Source organism: Burkholderia sp. GW821-FHT14F03 (genome assembly GCF_058803765.1).
This window is the reverse complement of the sequence record NZ_JBXAPG010000001.1, coordinates 153,997-174,434: the sequence shown is the minus strand read 5'-3', so window position 1 is coordinate 174,434 and position 20,438 is coordinate 153,997. Positions and strand designations below refer to the sequence as shown.

The following is a 20,438-nucleotide window of genomic DNA, read 5'->3' as shown; positions in this document are numbered from 1 at the left end:
TCTCAAGTTTTGGCGTGGAACCGAAATGTACGCGCTCATGTCGGTTTGAACAATCTCTTTATAGTCCATGGAATATTCCGTATTCCCGCACAATCTTTTCTTTTTACTTTTTTTGTTAATTCGGTCACCCGATTTGTTAAATCGACGGATGTCGCGTGAACTGATTCGACCTACAGGGGCCTTACAGCGCGTCGGTTAGAATCCACTACCATTTCTACAAAGCTTCTGCCCAGGGGGCGATCGCGCCATCATGCACATCCATTCGAAGAAAATCCGGCTCTGGGGCGCGCTCGCCGCGTGCGTCGCGGGCGGGCTCGCGACCGGCGCATGGCGCGCCGATGCGGCGCGCGTGACGAGCGTGTCGCCGCAAGGCACCGTGTCCGAGGTGCGGCAGACCGTCGTCAAGTTCGACGAAGCCATGGTCGCGCTCGGCGACGCCGCCGCACCCGCGCCGGGCCGCGTCGCATGCTCGGATCCCGACGCCGGGCGCGGCCAGGGGCACTGGCTCGATGCGCAGACCTGGGTCTATGACTTCACCCGCGACCTGCCGCCCGGCGTGCGCTGCTCGGTCGAGCTGGGCGAGACGCTGCGCTCGGTGGCCGGGCGCGCGGCGAGCGGCCCGAAGCGCTTCGCATTCCAGACGGGCGGGCCGTTCCCCGTCACCGCGCGCCCCGACGACGGCGAGATCGAGGAACAGCAGGTGTTCGTGCTCCGGCTCAATGGGCCCGCGACCGACGCCTCGGTGCTGTCCGGCATGTGGTGCGAGGCCAACGGCATCGGCAACCGGATCCCGGTCAAGCTGGCCGACGCCCCGACGCGCGCCGCGCTGCTCGATCATTTCCGCTGGAAGAAGGATGCCGCGCGCGTGCTGACCGTCAGCTGCGCGCAGACCCTGCCCGCCGGGGTCAAGGTGCAGCTCGTCTACGGCAAGGGCGTGGCGAGCCCGAGCGGGATCGTCAACGACACCGAGCGCCGCTTCGACTACACGGTGCGCGAGCCGTTCGCCGCGACCTTCTCGTGCGAGCGCGAGAACGCCAAGGCGCCTTGCACGCCGCTGCGGCCGCTGCGCCTGAGCTTCAACGCGCCGATCACGCGCGCCGACGCGGAAAAGATCCGCCTGGCCGGCCCGCAAGGTTCCGTCGGCCCCACCTTCAAGCCCGACGACAAGGGCACCGACACCGACCATGTCGAATTCGCCGCGCCGCTGCCCGCGCAGGCCGACCTCAAGATCACGCTGCCCGACGACCTGAAGGACCTGAGCGGCCGCCCGCTCGCCAACCGCGACCTGTTCCCGCTCTCGACCCGCACCGCCACGATGCCGCCGCTCGCGAAATTCTCGTCGGGCACCTTCGGGATCATCGAGCGCTTCGCGGAGCCGGGCGCGCCCGCGCTCGTGCCCGTCACGCTGCGCAACGTCGAGGCGGACCTCAAGATCGCCGGCCTCAATACCGGCGGCGCGCAATTCTCGAACCTGAAGGTCGAGAACGACGCGCAGATCCGCGCCTGGATGCGGCTCGTCGACCGTTTCGACGGCTGGTCGATGTCGGTCAAGGACATCGAGAAGGCGCGCCCCGGGCTGTTCGCGCGCGCCCTCCACCCGGTGTTCGTGCCGCCCGCGCAGGGCGAGCGCGCGCCGACGGGCAACAATCGGATCGTCGACATCCGCTCGCTGTCGCTGCTCGCGGGCGAGCCCGGCGTGCAGGCGCTGACCCTGCCGAAGGCCGATCCGGCCAAGCTGCGGCCGTTCGAGGTGGTCGGCGTGCCGATCGACAAGCCGGGCTTCTACGTGCTCGAACTCGCCTCGCCGGCGCTCGGCGGCGCGCTGCTGTCGCGGCCCGCCGCGATGTACGTGCGCACCGCGGTGCTCGTGACCAATCTCGGCGTGCATCTGAAGCTGGGCCGCGACAACAGCCTCGTGTGGGTAACGACGCTCGACAAGGGCCGCCCGGTGCCGAACGCGGACGTCCGCGTGTCCGACTGCAACGGCGAACAGGTCGCCGCGGGCCGCACCGATCCGAACGGCGTGCTGCGCATCGACGCGCAGCTCGCGCCGCGCCGCGCCTGCGACTACGCGACGGGCTACGGCGACTACTTCGTGTCCGCGCGCGTCGACGATCCGAAGACGGGCCCCGACATGGCGTTCGTGCGCTCGGACTGGAATCGCGGGATCGAGGCGTGGCGCTTCAACGTGCCCACCGACAGCGGTACGGACGCGCCGGCGCGCGCGCACACCGTGTTCGACCGCACGCTGCTGCGCGCGGGCGAGACGGTGTCGATGAAGCACTTCCTGCGCGTCGAGACGCTCGATACGCTCGCGTTCCCCAAAAATTACCCGAGCCGCGTGACGATCCGTCACCTCGGCTCCGACCAGACCTATCACCTGCCGTTGACCTGGGCGGCCGATCACTCGGCCGCATCGAGCTTCACGCTGCCCGCCGCCGCGCGGCTCGGCGAATACAGCGTGTCGCTCGACAGCGGCAGCGGCGACGACGACGCGGCATCGGGCGCGACCTACGACACGGGCGCGTTCCGCGTCGAGGCGTTCCGGCTGCCGGTGCTGAAAGGCTCGATCGGCGTGCGCGACGGCCGCACGAGCCCGCTGATCGCGGCCAGGGAAGCGCCGCTCGCGCTGCAGATCGACTATGTGTCGGGCGGCGGCGCGTCGAACCTGCCGGTGCAGGTGTCGGCGCTCGCCAAGGCCGCGAGCCCGCCGTTCGCCGACACCTACCCCGACTACAGCTTCGAGCCGTACCGGCCCGAGCCGGCCGCGAACGACGCCAACGCCGATGCCGGCGACAGCGACGCGAACGACAGCGACGCCGGCCGCCAGGATCCGGACGCCGCGAAGCTGATCGCCGACAAGGAACCGCTGACGCTCGACCGCAACGGCGCGGGCTCGCTCGTGCTGAAATCGCTGCCGAAGGTCAACGCGCCGCAGCGCCTGAGCCTCGAGGCGAGCTTCGCCGATCCGAACGGCGAGATCCAGACGATCCGCGGCGACGCCCTGCTGTGGCCGGCCGCGCTCGTGGCCGGGATCAAGGCCGGCCAATGGGTGTCGGTGGGCGACAAGGTCGCGCTGCAGGCGCTGGTGGTGGATCTGCAAGGCAAGCCGCGCGCCGCCGCGCCGGTCGAGATCCACGGCTACGCGCGCAGCACGACCAGCTCGCGCAAGCGCATGGTGGGCGGCTTCTATGCCTACGACAACCACAGCGAAACCCGCGACCTCGGCACGCTGTGCAGCGGCAAGTCCGATGCGAAGGGCATCTTCAGCTGCGACGCGAAACTGACCGAGGCCGGCGACGTCAAGCTGGTCGCGGTGGTCAAGGACGGCGCGGGCCGTAGTGCGAACGCGATGACCTCGGTGTGGGTCACGCGCGACGAGGATCTCTGGTTCGGCGGCGACAATACCGACCGGATCGACATCCTGCCCGAGAAAACCACCTACGCGCCGGGCGAGACCGCCCGCTTCCAGGTGCGCATGCCGTTCCGCTACGCCACCGCGCTGGTCGCGGTCGAACGGGCCGGCGTGATGGAAACCCGGGTCGTGGAACTGAACGGCAAGAACCCGACCGTCGACCTGAAGGTCGGCGAATCGTGGGGGCCGAACGTCTACGTGTCGGTGCTCGCGCTGCGCGGCCGGCTGCGCGAGGTGCCGTGGTACTCCTTCTTCACCTGGGGCTGGAAGACGCCGATCGAATGGGCGCGCGCCTTCTGGCGCGAAGGTCGCCACTACGAAGCGCCGACCCCGCTCGTCGACCTGTCGAAGCCCGCATTCCGCTACGGCGTGGCCGAGATCAAGGTCGGCACCGCCGCGCACCGGCTCGGCGTGACCGTCACGCCGGACGCGGCCAGCTACCCCGTGCGCGGCCACGCGCAGATCAAGGTCAAGGTCGCGCTGCCGGGCGGCAAGCCCGCGCCGGCCGGCACCCAGATCGCGGTCGCGGCCGTCGACGAGGCGCTGCTCGAACTGATGCCGAACCGCAGTTGGGATCTGCTCGATGCGATGCTCCAGCGGCGCGCATATGGCATCGAGACGTCCACCGCGCAGATGGAAATCGTCGGCCGCCGCCATTTCGGCCGCAAGGCCGTGCCGGCGGGCGGCGGCGGCGGGCTCGCGCCCACCCGCGAGCTGTTCGACACGCTGCTGCTGTGGAACCCGCGCGTGACGCTCGATGCGCACGGCGAAGCCTCGCTGACCGTGCCGCTCAACGACGCGCTGACCCGCTTCCGGATCGTCGCGATCGCCGCCGTGGATGCCGACAAGTTCGGCACCGGCAGCGCGTCGATCCGCAGCACGCAGGACCTGCAGCTGATCTCGGGCCTGCCGCCGCTGGTGCGCGAAGGCGACGGCTTCAGCGCGTTGTTCACGCTGCGCAACACCACCCAGCGCGCGATGCAGGTGCGCATCACGCCGAGCGTCGCGGGCCTCGCGCTCGACGCGCAGACCGTCGCGCTGCCCGCCGACGGCTCGCGCGAGATCGCGTGGCATGCGACCGTGCCGGACGGGCTCGCCGACGCGGCGGGCGCGCTCGTGTGGTCGATCAGCGCCGCCGAGCAAGGCGGCGCGCATGCGGCCGACGCGCTGAAGATCACCCAGAAGGTGGTGCCCGCGCTGCCGGTCACCGTGCAGCAGGCCACGCTCGCGCAGGTCGACGGCACCCTCACGGTGCCCGTCGCCGCGCCGGCCGGCGCGGCGCTCACGCCCGCGGGGCTCGCGCGCGGCGGCCTGGCGGTCTCGCTGCAGCCCAAGCTCGCCGACGGCCTGCCCGGCGTGCGCCGCTGGTTCGAGCGCTACCCGTATCGCTGCCTCGAACAGCAGGCCTCGCGCGCGATCGGCCTGCGCGACCCCGCGCAATGGCAGTCGCTCGTCGCGCGCATGCCGGTCTATCTCGACCGCGACGGCCTCGCGAACTACTTCCCGCCGTCGTCCGACAGCGGCGCGACCGGCAGCCCCGCGCTGTCCGCCTACCTGCTCGTGCTGTCCGACGAGGCCGCGCGCCTCGACGCCCGCTTCGCGCTGCCCGAGGATATCCGCGGCCAGATCGAGGCCGGGCTCACGCGCTTCGTCGACGGCCGGCTGCAACGCGAGACCTGGTCGCCGCGCAAGGATCTCGACCTGCGCAAGCTGGCCGCGATCGAGGCGCTGTCGCGCTTCGGCGCGGCGCAGGGCCGCATGCTCGGTTCGATCGAGCTGGCGCCGAACCAGTGGCCGACTTCCGCGCTGCTCGACTACCACGCGATCCTGTCGCGCGTGAAGGACATCCCGCAACGCGACGACAAGCGCGCCCAGGTCGAACAGATCCTGCGCGCGCGGATGACCTACCAGGGCACGCAGCTGACCTTCTCGACCGCGCGCGACGACGACCTGTGGTGGCTGATGACGGGCCCCGAGACCAACGCCGCGCGGCTCGCGCTCGAATTCGCGGGCGACCCGGGCTGGAAGGACGAGATGCCGCGCGTGACCACCGGCCTGCTGGCGCTGCAGCGCAACGGCGCGTGGCAGACCACCACCGCGAACGCGCTCGGCTCGCTCGCGATCGAGCGTTTCTCGCGCACCTACGAGACCACGCCCGTCGGCGGCCAGACCCGGCTGAAGCTCGGCGACACCGAGCGCGCCGTCAGCTGGAGCCAGCCGGCCGCCGCGGCGGCGAGCGCCGCATCCGCGACACCGGCTGCGCGCACCGGCTCGGTCCGCAGCCTGCTGCTGCCATGGCCGGCCGCGCGCACCGCGCCGACGCCGCTGACGCTGACCCAGGACGGCCCCGGCAAGCCCTGGGCGACGATCGAGAGCCTCGCCGCCGTGCCGTTGAAGAGTCCGTTCGCGGCGGGCTACCGGATCGTCAAGACGGTCACGCCGGTGGATCCGGCCGTGCCGGGCGCGTATTCGCGCGGCGACGTGCTGCGCGTGAAGCTCGACATCGATGCGCAGACCGACATGACCTGGGTTGCGGTCAACGATCCGATCCCGGCCGGCGCGACGATCCTCGGCAACGGGCTCGGCCGCGACTCGGAGGCCGCCACCCAGGGCGAAAGCGCCGCGCACGGCGCCGATCCCGCGTTCGTCGAACGCGACTTCGACGGCTATCGCGCGTACTACGACTACCTGCCGAAGGGCCGCATCTCGATCGAGTACACGGTGCGGCTCAACAACGTCGGCACCTTCGGCCTGCCGCCCACGCGCGTCGAGGCCCTGTACGCGCCGTCGACCTACGGCGTGTGGCCGAACCCGGCCGTCACGGTCGGGCCCGCGCCCGCCGCGAAGCCGTGAGCGCGCCGAGGTCCGGCATCCGGATCGCGGCCGGGCTCGTCCTCGCGGCCGGCCTGGCCGCCGCACCGGCCGCGCGCGCGGTGCCCAGCTACGACAACGTGCGCGGCGGCTGGCGCAGCTCGGACTGGGTGCTGCTCGCGCGCGACGGCACGCCGTTGCAGCGCACCCGCATCGACCTCGGCGAACGACGCGGCGACTGGGTCGCGCTCGCCGACATCTCGCCCGCGCTGCGCGAGGCGATCGTCGTCTCGGAGGACAAGCGCTTCTACGCGCACAGCGGCGTCGACTGGCGCGGCATCGCGGGCGCGGCGTGGGGAAACCTGTGGAACGAGCGCACCCGCGGCGCATCGACCGTGACGATGCAGCTGGCCGGCCTGCTCGGCGATACGCCACGCCGCTCCGGGCAACGCTCCCTGCCGCAGAAAGCCGGCCAGGCAATCGACGCGCTGTGGCTCGAACGCGCATGGCGCAAGGACCAGATCCTCGAGGCCTACCTGAATCTCGTGCCGTTCCGGGGCGAGACGGTGGGACTCGCCGCACTGTCGCAGACGCTGTTCGGCAAGGCCCCGTCCGGGCTCGACGAACGGGAATCGGCGGTCGCGGCGGCGCTCGTGCGCGCGCCGAACGCGTCATATCCGAAAGTCGCCGAACGCGCCTGCCGGATCCTGCGCGACATGCGCGCGCCGGGCGCCTGCGCGAACCTCGACGGTTTCGTGCAACTCGCGTTCGCGCGGCCGGCGGGCGCCGGCTGGCGCGACACGGACGCGCTGGCGCCGCATTTCGCGCGGCGCGTCGCGTCGGAAGCCCATCCCGCGGCGGGCGCGCGGCTGCGTTCCACGCTCGACGCGGGCCTGCAACGCTTCGCGCGCGACACGCTCACCCGCTCGCTGACCGAGCTGAACGCCCCCGCGCACCGCCGCAACGTGCAGGACGGCGCGGCGATCGTGATCGACAACGCGAGCGGCGAGATCCTCGCGTGGGTCGGCTCGTCGGGCGCGCTGTCGAGCGCGCGCGAGGTCGACGCGGCGCTCGCGTCGCGCCAGGCCGGCTCGACGCTGAAGCCGTTCCTGTACGCGCAGGCGCTCGACGAACGACGCCTGACCCCGGCCACCCTGCTCGACGATTCGGCCGTCAACCTCGCCGCGAGCGGCGGGCTCTATATTCCGCAGAACTACGACAAGCATTTCAAGGGCTGGGTGAGCGTGCGGACCGCGCTCGGCTCGTCGCTGAACGTGCCGGCGGTGCGCACGCTGGTGCTCGTCACGCCGCACCGCTTCGCGCGCACGCTGACCGCGCTCGGCCTGCCGCTCACCGAGGACGGCGACTATTACGGCTTCAGCCTCGCGCTGGGGAGCGCCGACGTGACGCTGCTGTCGCTCACCAACGCGTACCGCGCGCTCGCCAACGGCGGCGTCGAGAAGCCCACCGCCGGGCACGCGCGTGTTCAGTCCGGAGGCCAGCTACATCGTCACCGACATGCTGGCGGACAACAATGCGCGCACCCGCACCTTCGGCTTCGACAGCCCGCTCGCGACGCGCTTCTTCTCGGCGGTGAAGACCGGCACGAGCAAGGACATGCGCGACAACTGGGCGGTCGGTTATACGTCGCGCTATACGGTCGGGGTGTGGGTCGGCAATGCGGACGGCTCGCCGATGTGGGACGTCTCCGGCGTGACGGGCGCGGCGCCCGTCTGGGCCGCGCTCGTCGGTTACCTGCATCGCGCGACGGGCAGCGTCGCGCCGCGACCGCCCAAGGATGTCGTGCGCACGCGCGTCTCGTTCGAGCGCGCGCTCGAACCGACCCGCGACGAGTGGTTTGTGCGCGGCACCGAGGTCGATACGGTGCGGCTCGCGGCTGGGGCCGCGCCCGATCTTCAGCGTGCGCCGCTCGCGATCGGCGCGCCGACCGACGGCACGATCTTCGCGCTCGATCCGGATATCCCGCCGCGCAATCAGCGCGTCTGGTTCGAGCGCGTGGCAGGCGACGGCGGGCGCAGTGCGTGGCGGCTCGATGGACGTGTGCTTGGGCGGGGTGAACGGGTTGCGTGGCTGCCGTGGCCGGGGCGTCATGTGCTGGAACTGCTTGACGCGCAGGGCAAGGTTGCGGATACGGTGAAGTTCGAGGTGCGCGGCGCGGTGGCGCGGCCGGATGTGGGTGCGAATAATGGTGGGGGGCGGGGGCGGTAGGTATTGGGCTTGGTCGGTTGGAGGCTCGAACAGGGCGTGCATTGCGGGGGGCAGCGGGAAAACGAATGCCGCAAAGATCAGGTTCTTCGTGGATTTGCGGGGATGTCGTTGTACGACCCACTTCTGACATTCGATACGGAGCTACTTCACGGCAGCTTGCAAGATGCACCAGTCACAACTCAGCCGCGAACACGCACTTCCAAACTTGGCAATTGATAGCAACAAAGCAACGGTCGGCGGGCCGGCGAGGTCACAGCTCGAAGATGGTAGGCGGCGTTAACGGCACTAGTTACTCTGAATACGAAATCGCCGCCTCCGTAATACTTGTATACTCCGTACGCCGGTTAGCGATGGCGCGGTGCCTAATAAGGACACTCGGGGGCTTTCATGGACAAAGTGCTAAGGCTTGCCGTGGTAATCGCGGTCCTGCTTGCAGGATCTGGCGTCTTTTACTATTACGTAATTTTCTTGCCAAACAGTCAGCGGCAGGCAGTTCAAGAGGCCGAGCAGACCAAACAAGATCAGGCCACAAAAGAGGCAGCTAGAAAAGCCCAATACGCATCATGCCTTGTCGGCGCACGCGCAGATTACGAGACGAATTGGGAAAATGCATGCAAAGACCTTGCCAGCGCTCAGCAAAGTCAGTATCAAAATTGCCTTTCCGATAAATTTGTAATGTCCAATCCATATATGGGAGAAAATTACTGCAAAAAAATGTTCACTGGCGCCGATGCTTCACCAAACTGCTCCCTGCCTGGAGCACGAGCAGACAGTGCCAATAAGACATATCAGGACGAGCAGCAGAAGTGCCTTTCTGAGGCGCAATTAGGCATGTAATGACGAACTTTATTTTCCGACTAGCGCGCTCGTGCGTAATGAAACTTCGTTCGATTCGCAAGGTTGCTCGACCTCAACCAATTTCAAGTATTGATCTATCTCACGGGTAGTCATTCGCCGAGCCAAAGCAGGAACTGGAACAGGTGTTCGCTCCGGCCGCTGATACTGCTGGCATTGTTGGCCTGAAGTCGACCGGTAATCGATTGAAATCGACACCCAATTGACCGAAGTGTGCCAGCGGCCAAGGCCCGCTCCTAGCCACACTACACCGACAATGTTGTCGCGCCGCTCGATCAGGCAAAACAACACGCGGACAGCACCGTCATTCGACTCTCTTGCTCCCACGACAACTCTAAAACTCCTACAGTCATTCGCTCACGCATGGCCAGCCGCGCCCTCTCGGGAAGTCATGGCAGAATGGTTCCGGCATGTATGTCCTTTATCGCGCGGACGTAATCGGCATGTTGGCGATCACAATGCGTTGCAGCATTTCGGACGGACTACGGTGTGTACAACGTAGCACTAAGGAGAGGCCATGAAACAAGACTTCGAGCCATCGTTTTCCGAAGAGCTTGCTAGCCTAGCTGAATGGGATCGGGCATTTTGGCTTTCACGCGCGTTTCTCGAATCAAGTCGATGCTTGTGCATGAGTATGTTCGAAGGAAATTTCAGTTCTCAGTATTCATCGAGTCGTGTCATACTGCATCTGGCTCGCCAAGGCATTGAGCTGTTCTTGAAGGGGGCAATTGGTGCCGTTTCAGAGAAAAATTCTGCGCCGATGACCCATGATTTAAACAGACTTTTCTTAGAGTACCGTCGACTTTATCCCGATTTAATATTTTCTTTCGAAGTTCCGTCTCGCTTCAACGTCGGCCCGAACTTTGATCTATTTCCAGATGATCAGAAGGAGTTCCATTCGACGCTGGATCAGCGCCATAGATATCCTTCGGATCGAAAAGGCAACTCGTTTGCCACCAAGGAAGTGTTCGATCCGATTGTGACTCTGAAGGAACTCGAAGAACTCGATCGTCAACTGAAAATTCTGGAGTGGGCGCGCATTCGACCTTATCTGCGTGGTAAGCCGGAGATCGAGTAGATATTGTGCGATGTGGGTAACCGCCTAGGGTCAACAAACAAGACATCGTGATCATTCGTCGTGTAGGGAACAGCGTCGCCGTTGCAAACGGTCAGATCGTATTTTTTTCGTCTCAACTAGCGCTAAATCTCCGGGCGCTGAGGCCGAGCAAGACCGAACGCTGACAGCCTGCCCCGCGTTCCCCAGAATTCCGCAGTGAATCAAAGATCGGCACCTGCATCGACTCGGCGTCGCGAACCATACGAGCCGCAGCACGCCTCCGAGGATCGCGCGCGTCAGGCCCGCGATGTAGCGACACCGCAAATTCCCCTTTGACCACCCGCGTCATATCCATCGCACCGCTCTCGCGTGCGTTCGCCCGCGCGGGGCGATCATCAACGTGAACGCCATCAGACGCGCATCGATGCGGGGCGGCCCTGTCCATGACGCCCGGTCATCCACGACTTCGACCGCGCCGCTCGGGCACCCGCCGCTCTACGTACTTCCCCCCCATTGACACACCTACTCGCCTTCACTCTATACTTCCCGAAGCGTCGAAAATTGTTGAACAATTAAACCCTAAAATCGACGCCTGACCGGCCACCGCCAAGGATTCCGGCCGGATTTCGATATCTGCCAACCCTTCACAAGGCCACCGCGTCATGTCGAACTATCCCGCCGCCTACCAGAACAGCCAAGGCTCCATCCTCAACCCCGACCTATCCTTTTATTCCTCGATCGCGCAGCACCAAGACGCGCGCCAACGCATCGAATCGCAAGTCGTACCGATCCGCAGCGGCTTCGCGTGGACTGTCCCGGCCGGCCACGTATTTCGCATCGTCACGCTGGAAGGCCCGCAAGTCGCCGACTTCAACATGTGGAACCTGCACAACCCTCGCGAACGCATGTGGGCATCGCGTACGCGCCAGCTACAGGCCGCGCACGTCACGACCTTCGATCGGATCTGGTCGACGCTGCCCTACCTGCGCCCGATGGTCACGATCACCGACGACACCCTGGCCGGCTACGGCGTCGACGGCGACGGCGGCCGCGTGCACGATCTGCTCGGCACGCGTTGCGATCCCTACGTGAACAAACTACTGACCGGCGAGGATTTCCATTTCCACTGCCATTCGAACCTCGTCCGCGCCATCGCACCTTACGGATTGACCGAATTCGACGTGCACGACGTGCTGAACGTGTTCCAGTGCACGGGGCTCAACGACGACGACAAGTACTTCATGAAAGCCTGCCCCGCGAAACCGGGCGATTACCTCGAATTCTTCGCCGAGATCGACCTGTTGTGCGCGATGTCCACCTGTCCGGGCGGGGATCTGTCGGTGCCGATGTGGGGCCCCGATGCGCGCGACCCGATCGACGTCTGCCGGCCGCTCGGCGTCGAGGTGTACCGGCTCGACCCGCGCCTGCTCGAAGGCTGGTCGCAGCCGCCCGTCGCGCCTTACCAGGGCCGGCACGGCATGCAGCCGCCGCAGGCAGCCTGGCAGCACGACCAGACGGCATGACAAAGTCCGTAGAATGACGAACCGCCGCCGTCGACCGACCCCACCGACGGCGCGCGATCAGGAGAGGAGCGAACAAACGGCATGGCAAGCGAAAAAGCGGGCAGGCAATCGGTCTCCGACCGGATCAGCCATCAATTGCGCGAGCACATCATCAACGGCAAGCTGCCGCCCGGCACCGCATTGATCGAGATGGATCTCGCGGCCGAATACGACACGTCGCGCAACTCGCTTCGCGAAGTCCTGCATCAGCTCGGCCGCGAAGGCCTCGTGACGTTCGTGCGGCATAAGGGTGTCGTCGTTCGCACGCTCAATCGCCAGGATGTGCGCGACCTCTATGTCGCGCGCCGCACGCTCGAACTGCATGCGCTGAACACCGCCGAGCTTGCGCAGCCGGCCGTGCTGGAAAAAATGCAGGTCGCGATCCGCGCAGCCGAGCGCGAACTCGATAAGGAAAACTGGCAGGCTGTCGGCACGCACAGCCTGCGATTCCACCAGCACATCGTCGCACTGCAAAAAAGCGCCTTGCTCGACGAATTCTTTCGGACCATCTCCGCGCAGCTGCGTCTGGTGTTCGCCTCCGATCCCGACGAGAAACGCGTGCAAACGCCCGACTGGATCCAGCGCGACTACCAGATCTACGACCTGCTCACCCAGAACCATCGGACCAAAGCCGTCACCGCACTCACGCGCTATCTCGACGATTCCGAACGGATGCTGCTGGACGCGCTGAAACGCCGCCAACGAAAGCCCGCCTGATGAGCACCGCGCCGCACGATGCGGCGCGGGCGGCTCCGGCATCGCGCCTCATCCGGCGTCTTCGTCGGCCGGCAATGCATAGCTGCCGTCGTCCCGATGTGTTTCCAACCCCGTCAGCGGCGGATTGAACACGCACACGAGATGCAGATCGCCGCGCGTCGCGCGCAGGATGTGCGGATCATTCCGATTCAGCGCGTAGATCGTTCCGGGCGTGATCCGATGCACGGCCCCGGTGGCCGTTTCGATGACTTCCCCCTCTCCCGCCACGCAATAGTTGGCCTCGAAGTGATGCTTGTAATGCAAGTTCAACTCCGCGCCTTCCTGCACGCGCGTTTCATGAACCGAATAGCCGACGCCGTCCTGCTTGACGATCATGCGCTTGCTGTCCCAACCCGGACCGCGTGCGTGGCGTTCAGTGTTTGCGATATCGGCCGATCTTACGACTATCATGCGAACCTCCGATGAGTGACGAGGAAAGAGAACTCAGCGGTTCATACCGCCGAGAAACGGATCACGCTGAAGCGGCCAGCACGCGTTCGACCATCGCCGCCGCGTCGAGCAGGCATGCGTCGTCACCGCGGCGCCCCGTCATCAGCAGGCCGATCGGCTGCTTCAAGTGCGGGTCGCACGGCACGCTGATGCTCGGCAGGTCGAGTCGGTTCGCGAACTCGGTCAACTGGAATGCGCGTGCGTTCTGCGCCAGATACACGGTTTCGTCCGCCAGATCGGCAATGCGCGGCGGCACCATTGGCACGGTCGGCGTCAGTACCGCATGCGCGTCGTCAAGTTCAGCGTGGTAGGTGTCGGCCAGCGTCGCCAGACGCCGCAGCGCGGCCGCATACTCGTGCGCGCGCACCTGTTCGCCCGCGGCGATGCGCGGGCCGACGAGCGGATCGTAGCGATCTGCGGCGGTCGCCAGCCTCAGGCGATGCAACATGAACGCCTCGGCCGCGATGATGCCGCCCGCGCGCGCAATCGGGCCTGCCTCGGCGATGCAGTCGAGCCGCTTGTACGTAATACGCGCGCCCTGCTCGGACAATCGCGACAAGCATGCATCGAATGCCTGCCCCACGGTTGAGTCGACGTCATGGGTCGCGAACCGCTCGGGCACGATGAAATGCAGATCCTTCACGCTTGCCGGCGCGCGCCGGCTCGATCCGCCCCCGCACAGAACGGCGTCGATCCGCCGACATGAGCCGGCCGTCCTGGCCAACATCCCCGGCACGTCGAACGTCGTCGACAGGAACGTCATGCCGGCATCGGCATAGCGCCCGCGCGACGGCTTGAATCCGGCAACACCGCAAAACGCGGCCGGAATACGCACCGACCCGCTCGTATCGGAACCCAGCGACAGGTCGGCCGCGCCAAGCGCCACCGACACCGCCGCGCCCGAACTCGATCCGCCCGCCACACGCTCGCGCCGTACATCAAGCGGCGTCGCGAGCGTGCCATAGGCGTGATTCACGCCGAGCGCCCCATAGGCGAATTCCGTCATGGCGGTCTGCGCAACCAGGATCGCACCGGCGCGCCGCAGCGCCGCGACAAGCTCGGCGTCGGCATGCGCGGCAGGCTCTGCGGCCAGTACGCGCGAGCCGGCATGCGTGACCCACCCGTCGCAATCAATATTGGCTTTGACCGTCAACACCGAGCCGGCCAACGGCGCAGCGGCTGCACGCGTCGATGCATCCTGCGCACGCGCCTCGGCCAGCGCCGCCTCGTCGCGGCGTGCGAGCCATGCTCTCCCGATGTCGCCGGCATGCACATCAGCCAGCGCGAAACACGCGCGCAACCGCTCGACGCTTCCGCGCCCATCCGTGTCAGGCAACCGCAAATCAGCGCAATCCATCGTCGGTCCTCGCAGATCCTTCAGTTCCGCTCATGCAAAATGCACGTGCTGCAAAAAATCCCTCACACGCACATCCTCCGTGTCGCGAATCCGCTCGGGTGGCACGTCGTGCAGGATCCGGCCGTTCTCCATGAAAACGATCCGGTCGGACAGCTGGAACGCGAAGTTCATCTCGTGGGTGACGATGATCATCGTCATTCCCTCCTTCGCGAGCGTCTCGACGACCTTCAGCACGTCGCCGACGAGTTCCGGATCCAACGCCGACGTCGGCTCGTCGAACAGCATGATCGATGGCCGCATGGCGAGCGCGCGCGCGATCGCCACGCGCTGCTGCTGGCCCCCCGACAACTGATGCGGATACTTGTACGCGTGTTCGAGCATCCCGACCTTCGACAGCAACGCCAGCGCCTGCATCCGGATGGCGTCCGCATCGGCCTGCCGGTGATAACGCGGCGCCATCATGACGTTTTGCAGTGCCGTGCAATGTGGAAACAGGTTGAAGCTCTGGAACACCATGCCAATGTCGAGAATGCGATCGTGCGGTACGCGGGAATACGCGCCGGACGCGCGGATGAACGGCTCGTCGTACAGTTCGATCTCGCCCTCGTTGAGCGGTGCGAGGCCGTTGATGGTGCGGATCAGCGACGTCTTGCCCGACCCGGAAGGACCGATGATCGAAACGATCTGGCCGGGCGCAACGGCGAGATCGATGCCCTTCAGCACCTCATGACGGCCGTATCGCTGCCGCACACCTCTCAGTCGCAGCGCGAATGCGGCGTTCGTGCGCGGCCCCGGCGCGACGATCCGCGTCGGCGTCGACGATGCGATGGCCTCCGCGCCCGCTCGCACCGGCACGCGCCGACTGACATCGAGGTGTCGTTCGAGATGGCTCAGCAGCCGGCTGAACACCGTGACGATCAGCACGTAATAAAACGCGACGGCCAGCATCGTCTCGAACACGAGGAAGTTCTGCGTGTACAGGCGCTGCCCGACGAGCAGGATCTCCGCGAGCGAGATCACCGACACGAGTGACGTCAGCTTCACGATCGTAATGAACTCGTTCGCCAGGGCCGGCAGCGCGATGCGGATCGCCTGCGGCATCACGATCATCCATTGAATGCCCGTGAAGCGAATGCCGAGCGCTCGGCCGGCTTCGATCTGCCCGCGAGGCACCGACAGGATCCCGCCGCGATGAATCTCCGCGAAGTAGGCGGTCTCGCTCAGCACCAGCGCGATCAGGCCGGCCGCGAACGGGTCGGACAGTAGCGCGCTGGTGGCCGGAAACACCTGCGGCAGGTTGTAGATGAAGACGAGCAGCACGAGCAGCGGCAGGCTGCGGAAAAACCAGATATACACACTCGCGGCGCGTTTGAGCGCGGCGCGGTGAGACTGCCTTGCGAGCGCCAGGGGAAAGCCGAGCAACATGCCGAGCAGCCAGGCGGAAATGCTGAGCTTGACAACCACGAAACCGGCGCGCCAGAAATCCCGGTCCCACAACAGTTGCAATGCATAGTGCCAATCGAACTGCATCGGAGGCTCCTCGAGTGCAGACAGGGGATGCGGGCGCCGTGCGTCCATCGCGTGTTCGCACCCGCGCGCATGCGTGGCCGTGCTTAGTTTGCCTTGCCGAGCGCAGCGGCAATATCGACCTCCGTCGGCTCCTGCAATCCGTATTTCTTCACGAGGCGGCCATACTCGCCGCTGCGCCTTGCCTCATCCAACGCGCCAGCCAGCGCGCTTTGCAGGCCCGCCTCTCCTTTCGTCACGCCGAGGCCGATCACGATCGGATAGAGCAGCGTCGTCGGGATCAACTCGACGCGCCCGCCCGTCTGCTTGGGAATGCCCTGCGCGACGGCCGCGTCTTCGATCTGCACATCCACCGCCTTCGACATCAGCGCGGACGTCGTTTCCGGCGAGGTCGGAAACTCGAGAATCGCGATCGCATCGCGACCGGCCGCCTTGCAGGCGCCCTGCGAGACGACGCGCAGCTTCGGCGTCCACGATGCGCCCTTGATCGTGCCGACACGCTTGCCGCACATGTCCAGCGGCGTTTTCGGCAGATACGCGCTGCCTTTCGTCACGAGCAGCAACGCCCCGGTTTTCAGGTAGGGAACGAAGTCGATCTGCTTCACGCGATCCGGCGTGACGTAGAGCGCCGATGCGACGACATCGAAGCGGCGCGCCTTCATTCCTAGGATCAGATCGGGGAAACGCGTGTCGAGGAAGACCGGATCGAGCTTCAGGCGGCGCGCGAGCATCCGCGAGAACTCGGCGTCGAAGCCGGCCGGCTTGCCGCTGTCCAGATACGCGTATGGCGGATAGGTCAGATCGGATCCGATCAGGAGGCTGCCGGGCCGCACCGTCTGCAACGGCGCCGCCGCAGCGAGCGAGCATACGAAGGCCAGGGACGCGAGTATTCCGCGCAAGAAATATCGAGACAAAAGTTGACCGTACATGACGAGGCTCCCGGGATTTTTCGGCTCTCGCTCAGTAACGGCGCGCGGCCATTCTCAGGCCGCTACGTTTGCATTCGAGAGGTTTTCATGCCGAAGATTGTTGAACAATCCAGGAACATTCTGACCAGTTCATATTGTTCACTGAATCCGGGTTTACTCGTGAAGTTGCGTAGCCGCTTGCGTTCGTCCATGCATGTAAGCGCCGCCGCCCGGCGCCGGCACGGATTTCAGAAATGGGAGACCGGCGGGGAGAAGGCCGCGATCCGATGGATCGCCGATGCGGCTGGCACACCGCTTATCGTTGCGCCGGCTTCAGCTGGAAAACCTAAAAGACGGTTTCAAAAAGGCTGCCGGGCGCGTCGGAGGGTGTTCCACAGCAGAGCAGGCGGCAACCGAGTTTGAGGAACGCGCCGTGAATATCAGCACGGCGCTTGAAACCAGCACGGAGGCGACGGAAGTGATGCAACCCGGCACGCGTGCGCCCAACGACCCGGCGATACTTGCCAAGGCCGCGGCCATGTTCGGTCCGGCGCTCGGCAGCCACCGGCTCGATACCGCGATTGCGCAACGCATGTCGATGTCACTCGGAGTCGGAACCGCGATCGGCGTGGACCACACTCGGCCCCTGCAATGGGTGGCCGCGCAATCCGCGAATCGGTGGAATCGCGTCGATCAGCGGCAGCCATTGCTTGACGTCGTTGACGTTCGCACCGGTCAGGATCGCGGCGAGCGGGGTGCCGTTGGCGTCAGTGACGATGTGGTAACGGTGCACCGGCCCGCACCACACGCTCGATCATCGCTTGACGGATTCGGATCACGACGTTGTTCGACACGTATCCGAGCAGGTAGGCGGAGGCGAACTGGGCGCCTCCGCGCAAGCAGGCGAGCCCCAGAAATGCCAGAGGAATAGTCCACCATGCGGATTGCGGCGCATGCTCGCCAAAACCATAGGCGAGTACGACCTTCAGGAAAGCTGGAATGGAGGTTTCCGTTGCCGCAACCAGTGCAGTCGCCGCAAGGCCGCATGCCGCGCTCCATGCCACCGGCCTAAGGAAAGGCCATAACCGTGCCAATACGCTTTTTACCGAGATACTCGTAAGTGACCTGTTCCATCTTGTTCGATCAAATAAACTTCCCGGCGAACATATCTCACGCAATTTTTCAAATACGATGAACACTTTGGCTTCAACGTGGTGACGAAACCACTCGCGGTACAACAATGCATCGCACGGCTTGTCCTTGCCGCTTTCGGCAAAACCATCTTGCCAGAGACTATCTGGACGTATTGAAAGTCAAGACGATAGATACACCGTGCAGCAAGCGCATACCATCACGTCCGGACTCGGAAGCCACCTGCAATACAGGCGGTTGGCTGTACACCTGACGGTCACACGCTTGTGGAGTAGACTGCCGCATTGCCCCGAACGCGAACGCGCTGCACGAGTCGACTGACGACGTTATTAAGACGAGTAGGAATGAGGATCGGAAATTCTACAGATTCGACAAATTGGAGTACCAGCCTCTAATGTTCTTGGCGTAACTGATGGTCACCCATAAATATAGAACGGTCATTGCCAACCCTCCGGCACGACTTAGAACGGATTGGTTATTTTCAATACAACCAAATAAAATCAAGATTCCGCAAATACACAACAGAGCCGCACCCAAAAAACCAACACAATCGCACACAATAAGCTTGCTTGATTTTTTCATAACCTTGCTCGGCTGCTGGTTCAAAATACAGATCAATCAGCACCCTCTGCGGGAATCGCTATTCCAGCGCCATATACGGCAGCGGTGGCCGCGCACTGGCACTCGGTTCTTTCACGTTACAGATATGTGCATGCCACCCCAAAGCTATTCCTGCCCATTTTTCATGGATTTCATATCGCAACTCAGGGCAGGACAGAGAGTGCCTGGCAAGAAACGTTCTCCAAGCATGAATATTATCTCCGTGATGTCGCCAAGAATTGCGTCATCAAAAAAAGCATGCATTGAGTGTCGTTACTCGACGAGCGCAGATTGGCACCGACAAAACTAAAAATCAACATATTTTATCTTTCAAATTCAATACGACATGATTTCTGAATTTTTGTATATTAATGTGGTGACGCTCATTACATTTCTGCACAATTGAATTACAGGCTTTCCATCCATCGAGATTTATTATCGGTCGCACATAGCCGCTCCTGTCACGCATTCCGAAACATGTCGATCTGATGCGATTTTTGTGGAATGGATTCATCCGGCTCGACAGCCTCGATGCAATACTCATTTGCCTTCATCCGCCGTGGCTCACGGAAAACAACAAAATCTATTGTGATGTCCCAGGCTCCTCTTTTCCGTGAAGCAGCTCAGGACGCGCAGCGGACCCGGACGCTGGGTGAAACGATAAGGGTTCGTCCTGTGTCGTTTGCGTTCCTGACAGCCGCTGCCGCCTGCATGGCGTCCGTCGTGATGCTGTTCTAGCTATACGCGCCGCACCACAGTCGAAGGCGTGCTGAGCCCCGACACCGGACTCGTGAAGCTCTATGCAAAGCAGCCTGGCGTCGTGCTGGAAAAGCATGTGACCGCCTACGGCAAGCCATAGATGTTGCAATCCGGCATGGCACTACAGGCGGATGTGCTGCCGGAACGCCGTCGCTTGTACGAATGGGGGCTCGAACCTCTTTACAGCCTCACCGGCAAACTCTGACGCGGCGCCTGGTCATGTCCCTTCTGGATCGCCTTTCATTCGGCATCAGCGCCAAACTACCGATGCCCCTGCGGACCGAAGCCTGGTTCTCCGGAACAAACGCAAGGCAGCATCCGATTCATTTCGCAACAAGGTCCAAGGGGATATTGACGCCGAGATCCGCAACGCGACACGCATCGATCGCGCGACCCGGCCGCACAGGAGCGCGGCCCGCCCCCGCACACCCTCACGCAATCAGTACTGCGCCTGATCAGTCGGATTCCTGAACAACTGTTTCATTTCCGCCGACAGCGGATAGTTGAGACTCATCCCCTTGGGCGGAATCGGCTGCATGAACCAGCGATCATAGAGTTTCTCGGCCTCGCCCGACGTCTGCAGCTGCGCGATCACCGTATCGACCACCTGCTTGAACGCCGGATCGTCCTTGCGCAGCATGCACGCGTAGTTCTCGTGGGCGAGCGGCGTACCCGTCACGGCATAAGCACCGGGGTTGCGATCCTTCGCGATCTCGCCGTACAACAGCGGCTCATCCATCACAAAAGCCACCGCCCGCCCGGACGTCACGTTCAGGAAGGCCTCGGCATGATCCTTCGCGCTGATGATCGTCATGTTCATGCCCTTCTCCTCGTTGAGCTTGCGCAGCAGGCGCTCGTCCGAGGTGCCGGCCGTGGTCGCGACCGTCTTGCCCGCCAGATCCGGGAAGTCCTTCACGCCCGAATCCTTGCGCGTGGTGAAACGGATGCCATAGAGAAAGAGTACCCGAATGACAGTAGGCAATTGATTGTTATAGAGAAA

General features: G+C 64.5%; 10 protein-coding genes and 5 pseudogenes. 8 read left to right on the top strand and 7 right to left on the bottom strand.

From position 1 onward, the window contains the following. Positions 1-250 precede the first annotated feature (250 nt). The 6 genes and pseudogenes from AC1RQF_RS00890 (at position 251) to AC1RQF_RS00865 (ending at position 12,646) form a co-directional block, all read left to right on the top strand. Positions 251-6,268 (top strand): alpha-2-macroglobulin family protein, encoded by a 6,018-nt coding sequence (locus tag AC1RQF_RS00890; protein ID WP_492871065.1) that lies wholly within the window; start codon positions 251-253, stop codon positions 6,266-6,268. Beyond that, a pseudogene (gene pbpC / locus AC1RQF_RS00885) lies at positions 6,265-8,455 on the top strand (penicillin-binding protein 1C). Before AC1RQF_RS00890 ends, pbpC begins: the two are co-directional and overlap by 4 nt. 387 nt (positions 8,456-8,842) lie before the next feature. After that, positions 8,843-9,292 (top strand): hypothetical protein, encoded by a 450-nt coding sequence (locus AC1RQF_RS00880; protein ID WP_492871064.1) that lies wholly within the window; start codon positions 8,843-8,845, stop codon positions 9,290-9,292. A gap of 535 nt (positions 9,293-9,827) precedes the next feature. Next, positions 9,828-10,388, top strand: a complete 561-nt coding sequence (locus AC1RQF_RS00875; protein ID WP_492871063.1) for a hypothetical protein — start codon at positions 9,828-9,830, stop codon at positions 10,386-10,388. Positions 10,389-11,029: 641 nt separating this feature from the next. Beyond that, a complete protein-coding gene (locus tag AC1RQF_RS00870; protein WP_492871062.1) occupies positions 11,030-11,890 on the top strand; it encodes an urea carboxylase-associated family protein in 861 nt (286 codons plus the stop codon). An 81-nt stretch (positions 11,891-11,971) separates the two neighbouring features. Beyond that, positions 11,972-12,646: a GntR family transcriptional regulator gene (locus AC1RQF_RS00865; protein WP_273995809.1), complete on the top strand. Its 675-nt coding sequence runs from the start codon at positions 11,972-11,974 to the stop codon at positions 12,644-12,646. Between the two features lie 48 nt (positions 12,647-12,694). Here the strand turns inward: AC1RQF_RS00865 and AC1RQF_RS00860 are convergent, their stop codons facing one another. From AC1RQF_RS00860 to AC1RQF_RS00835, 6 genes and pseudogenes are all read right to left on the bottom strand, one after another. Beyond that, positions 12,695-13,096 (bottom strand): ectoine synthase, encoded by a 402-nt coding sequence (locus AC1RQF_RS00860; protein ID WP_273995808.1) that lies wholly within the window; start codon positions 13,094-13,096, stop codon positions 12,695-12,697. 61 nt (positions 13,097-13,157) lie between these two features. Next, positions 13,158-14,492, bottom strand: coding sequence for an amidase family protein (locus AC1RQF_RS00855; RefSeq protein ID WP_443111425.1), 1,335 nt, complete (start codon positions 14,490-14,492; stop codon positions 13,158-13,160). A gap of 30 nt (positions 14,493-14,522) precedes the next feature. Next, positions 14,523-16,022, bottom strand: coding sequence for an amino acid ABC transporter permease/ATP-binding protein (locus AC1RQF_RS00850; protein WP_492871061.1), 1,500 nt, complete (start codon positions 16,020-16,022; stop codon positions 14,523-14,525). Positions 16,023-16,105: 83 nt separating this feature from the next. Beyond that, positions 16,106-16,948, bottom strand: coding sequence for an ABC transporter substrate-binding protein (locus AC1RQF_RS00845; RefSeq protein WP_273995804.1), 843 nt, complete (start codon positions 16,946-16,948; stop codon positions 16,106-16,108). A 338-nt stretch (positions 16,949-17,286) separates the two neighbouring features. Then, positions 17,287-17,723 (bottom strand): annotated as a pseudogene (locus tag AC1RQF_RS00840) (transposase); the annotation flags it as partial. Then, on the bottom strand, positions 17,695-18,126 hold the full coding sequence (locus AC1RQF_RS00835; protein ID WP_492871060.1) for a hypothetical protein: 432 nt from the start codon (positions 18,124-18,126) through the stop codon (positions 17,695-17,697). The pseudogene AC1RQF_RS00840 and the gene AC1RQF_RS00835, both read right to left, overlap by 29 nt. 1,144 nt (positions 18,127-19,270) lie before the next feature. Between AC1RQF_RS00835 and AC1RQF_RS00830 the strand changes: the two are divergent. Both AC1RQF_RS00830 and AC1RQF_RS00825 read left to right on the top strand, forming a co-directional pair. Next, a pseudogene (locus AC1RQF_RS00830) lies at positions 19,271-19,517 on the top strand (HlyD family secretion protein); the annotation flags it as partial. A gap of 24 nt (positions 19,518-19,541) precedes the next feature. Then, a pseudogene (locus AC1RQF_RS00825) lies at positions 19,542-19,643 on the top strand (secretion protein HlyD); the annotation flags it as partial. Between the two features lie 234 nt (positions 19,644-19,877). Here AC1RQF_RS00825 and AC1RQF_RS00820 read toward each other — a convergent pair. Beyond that, a pseudogene (locus AC1RQF_RS00820) lies at positions 19,878-20,399 on the bottom strand (transporter substrate-binding domain-containing protein); the annotation flags it as partial. Positions 20,400-20,438 lie beyond the last annotated feature (39 nt).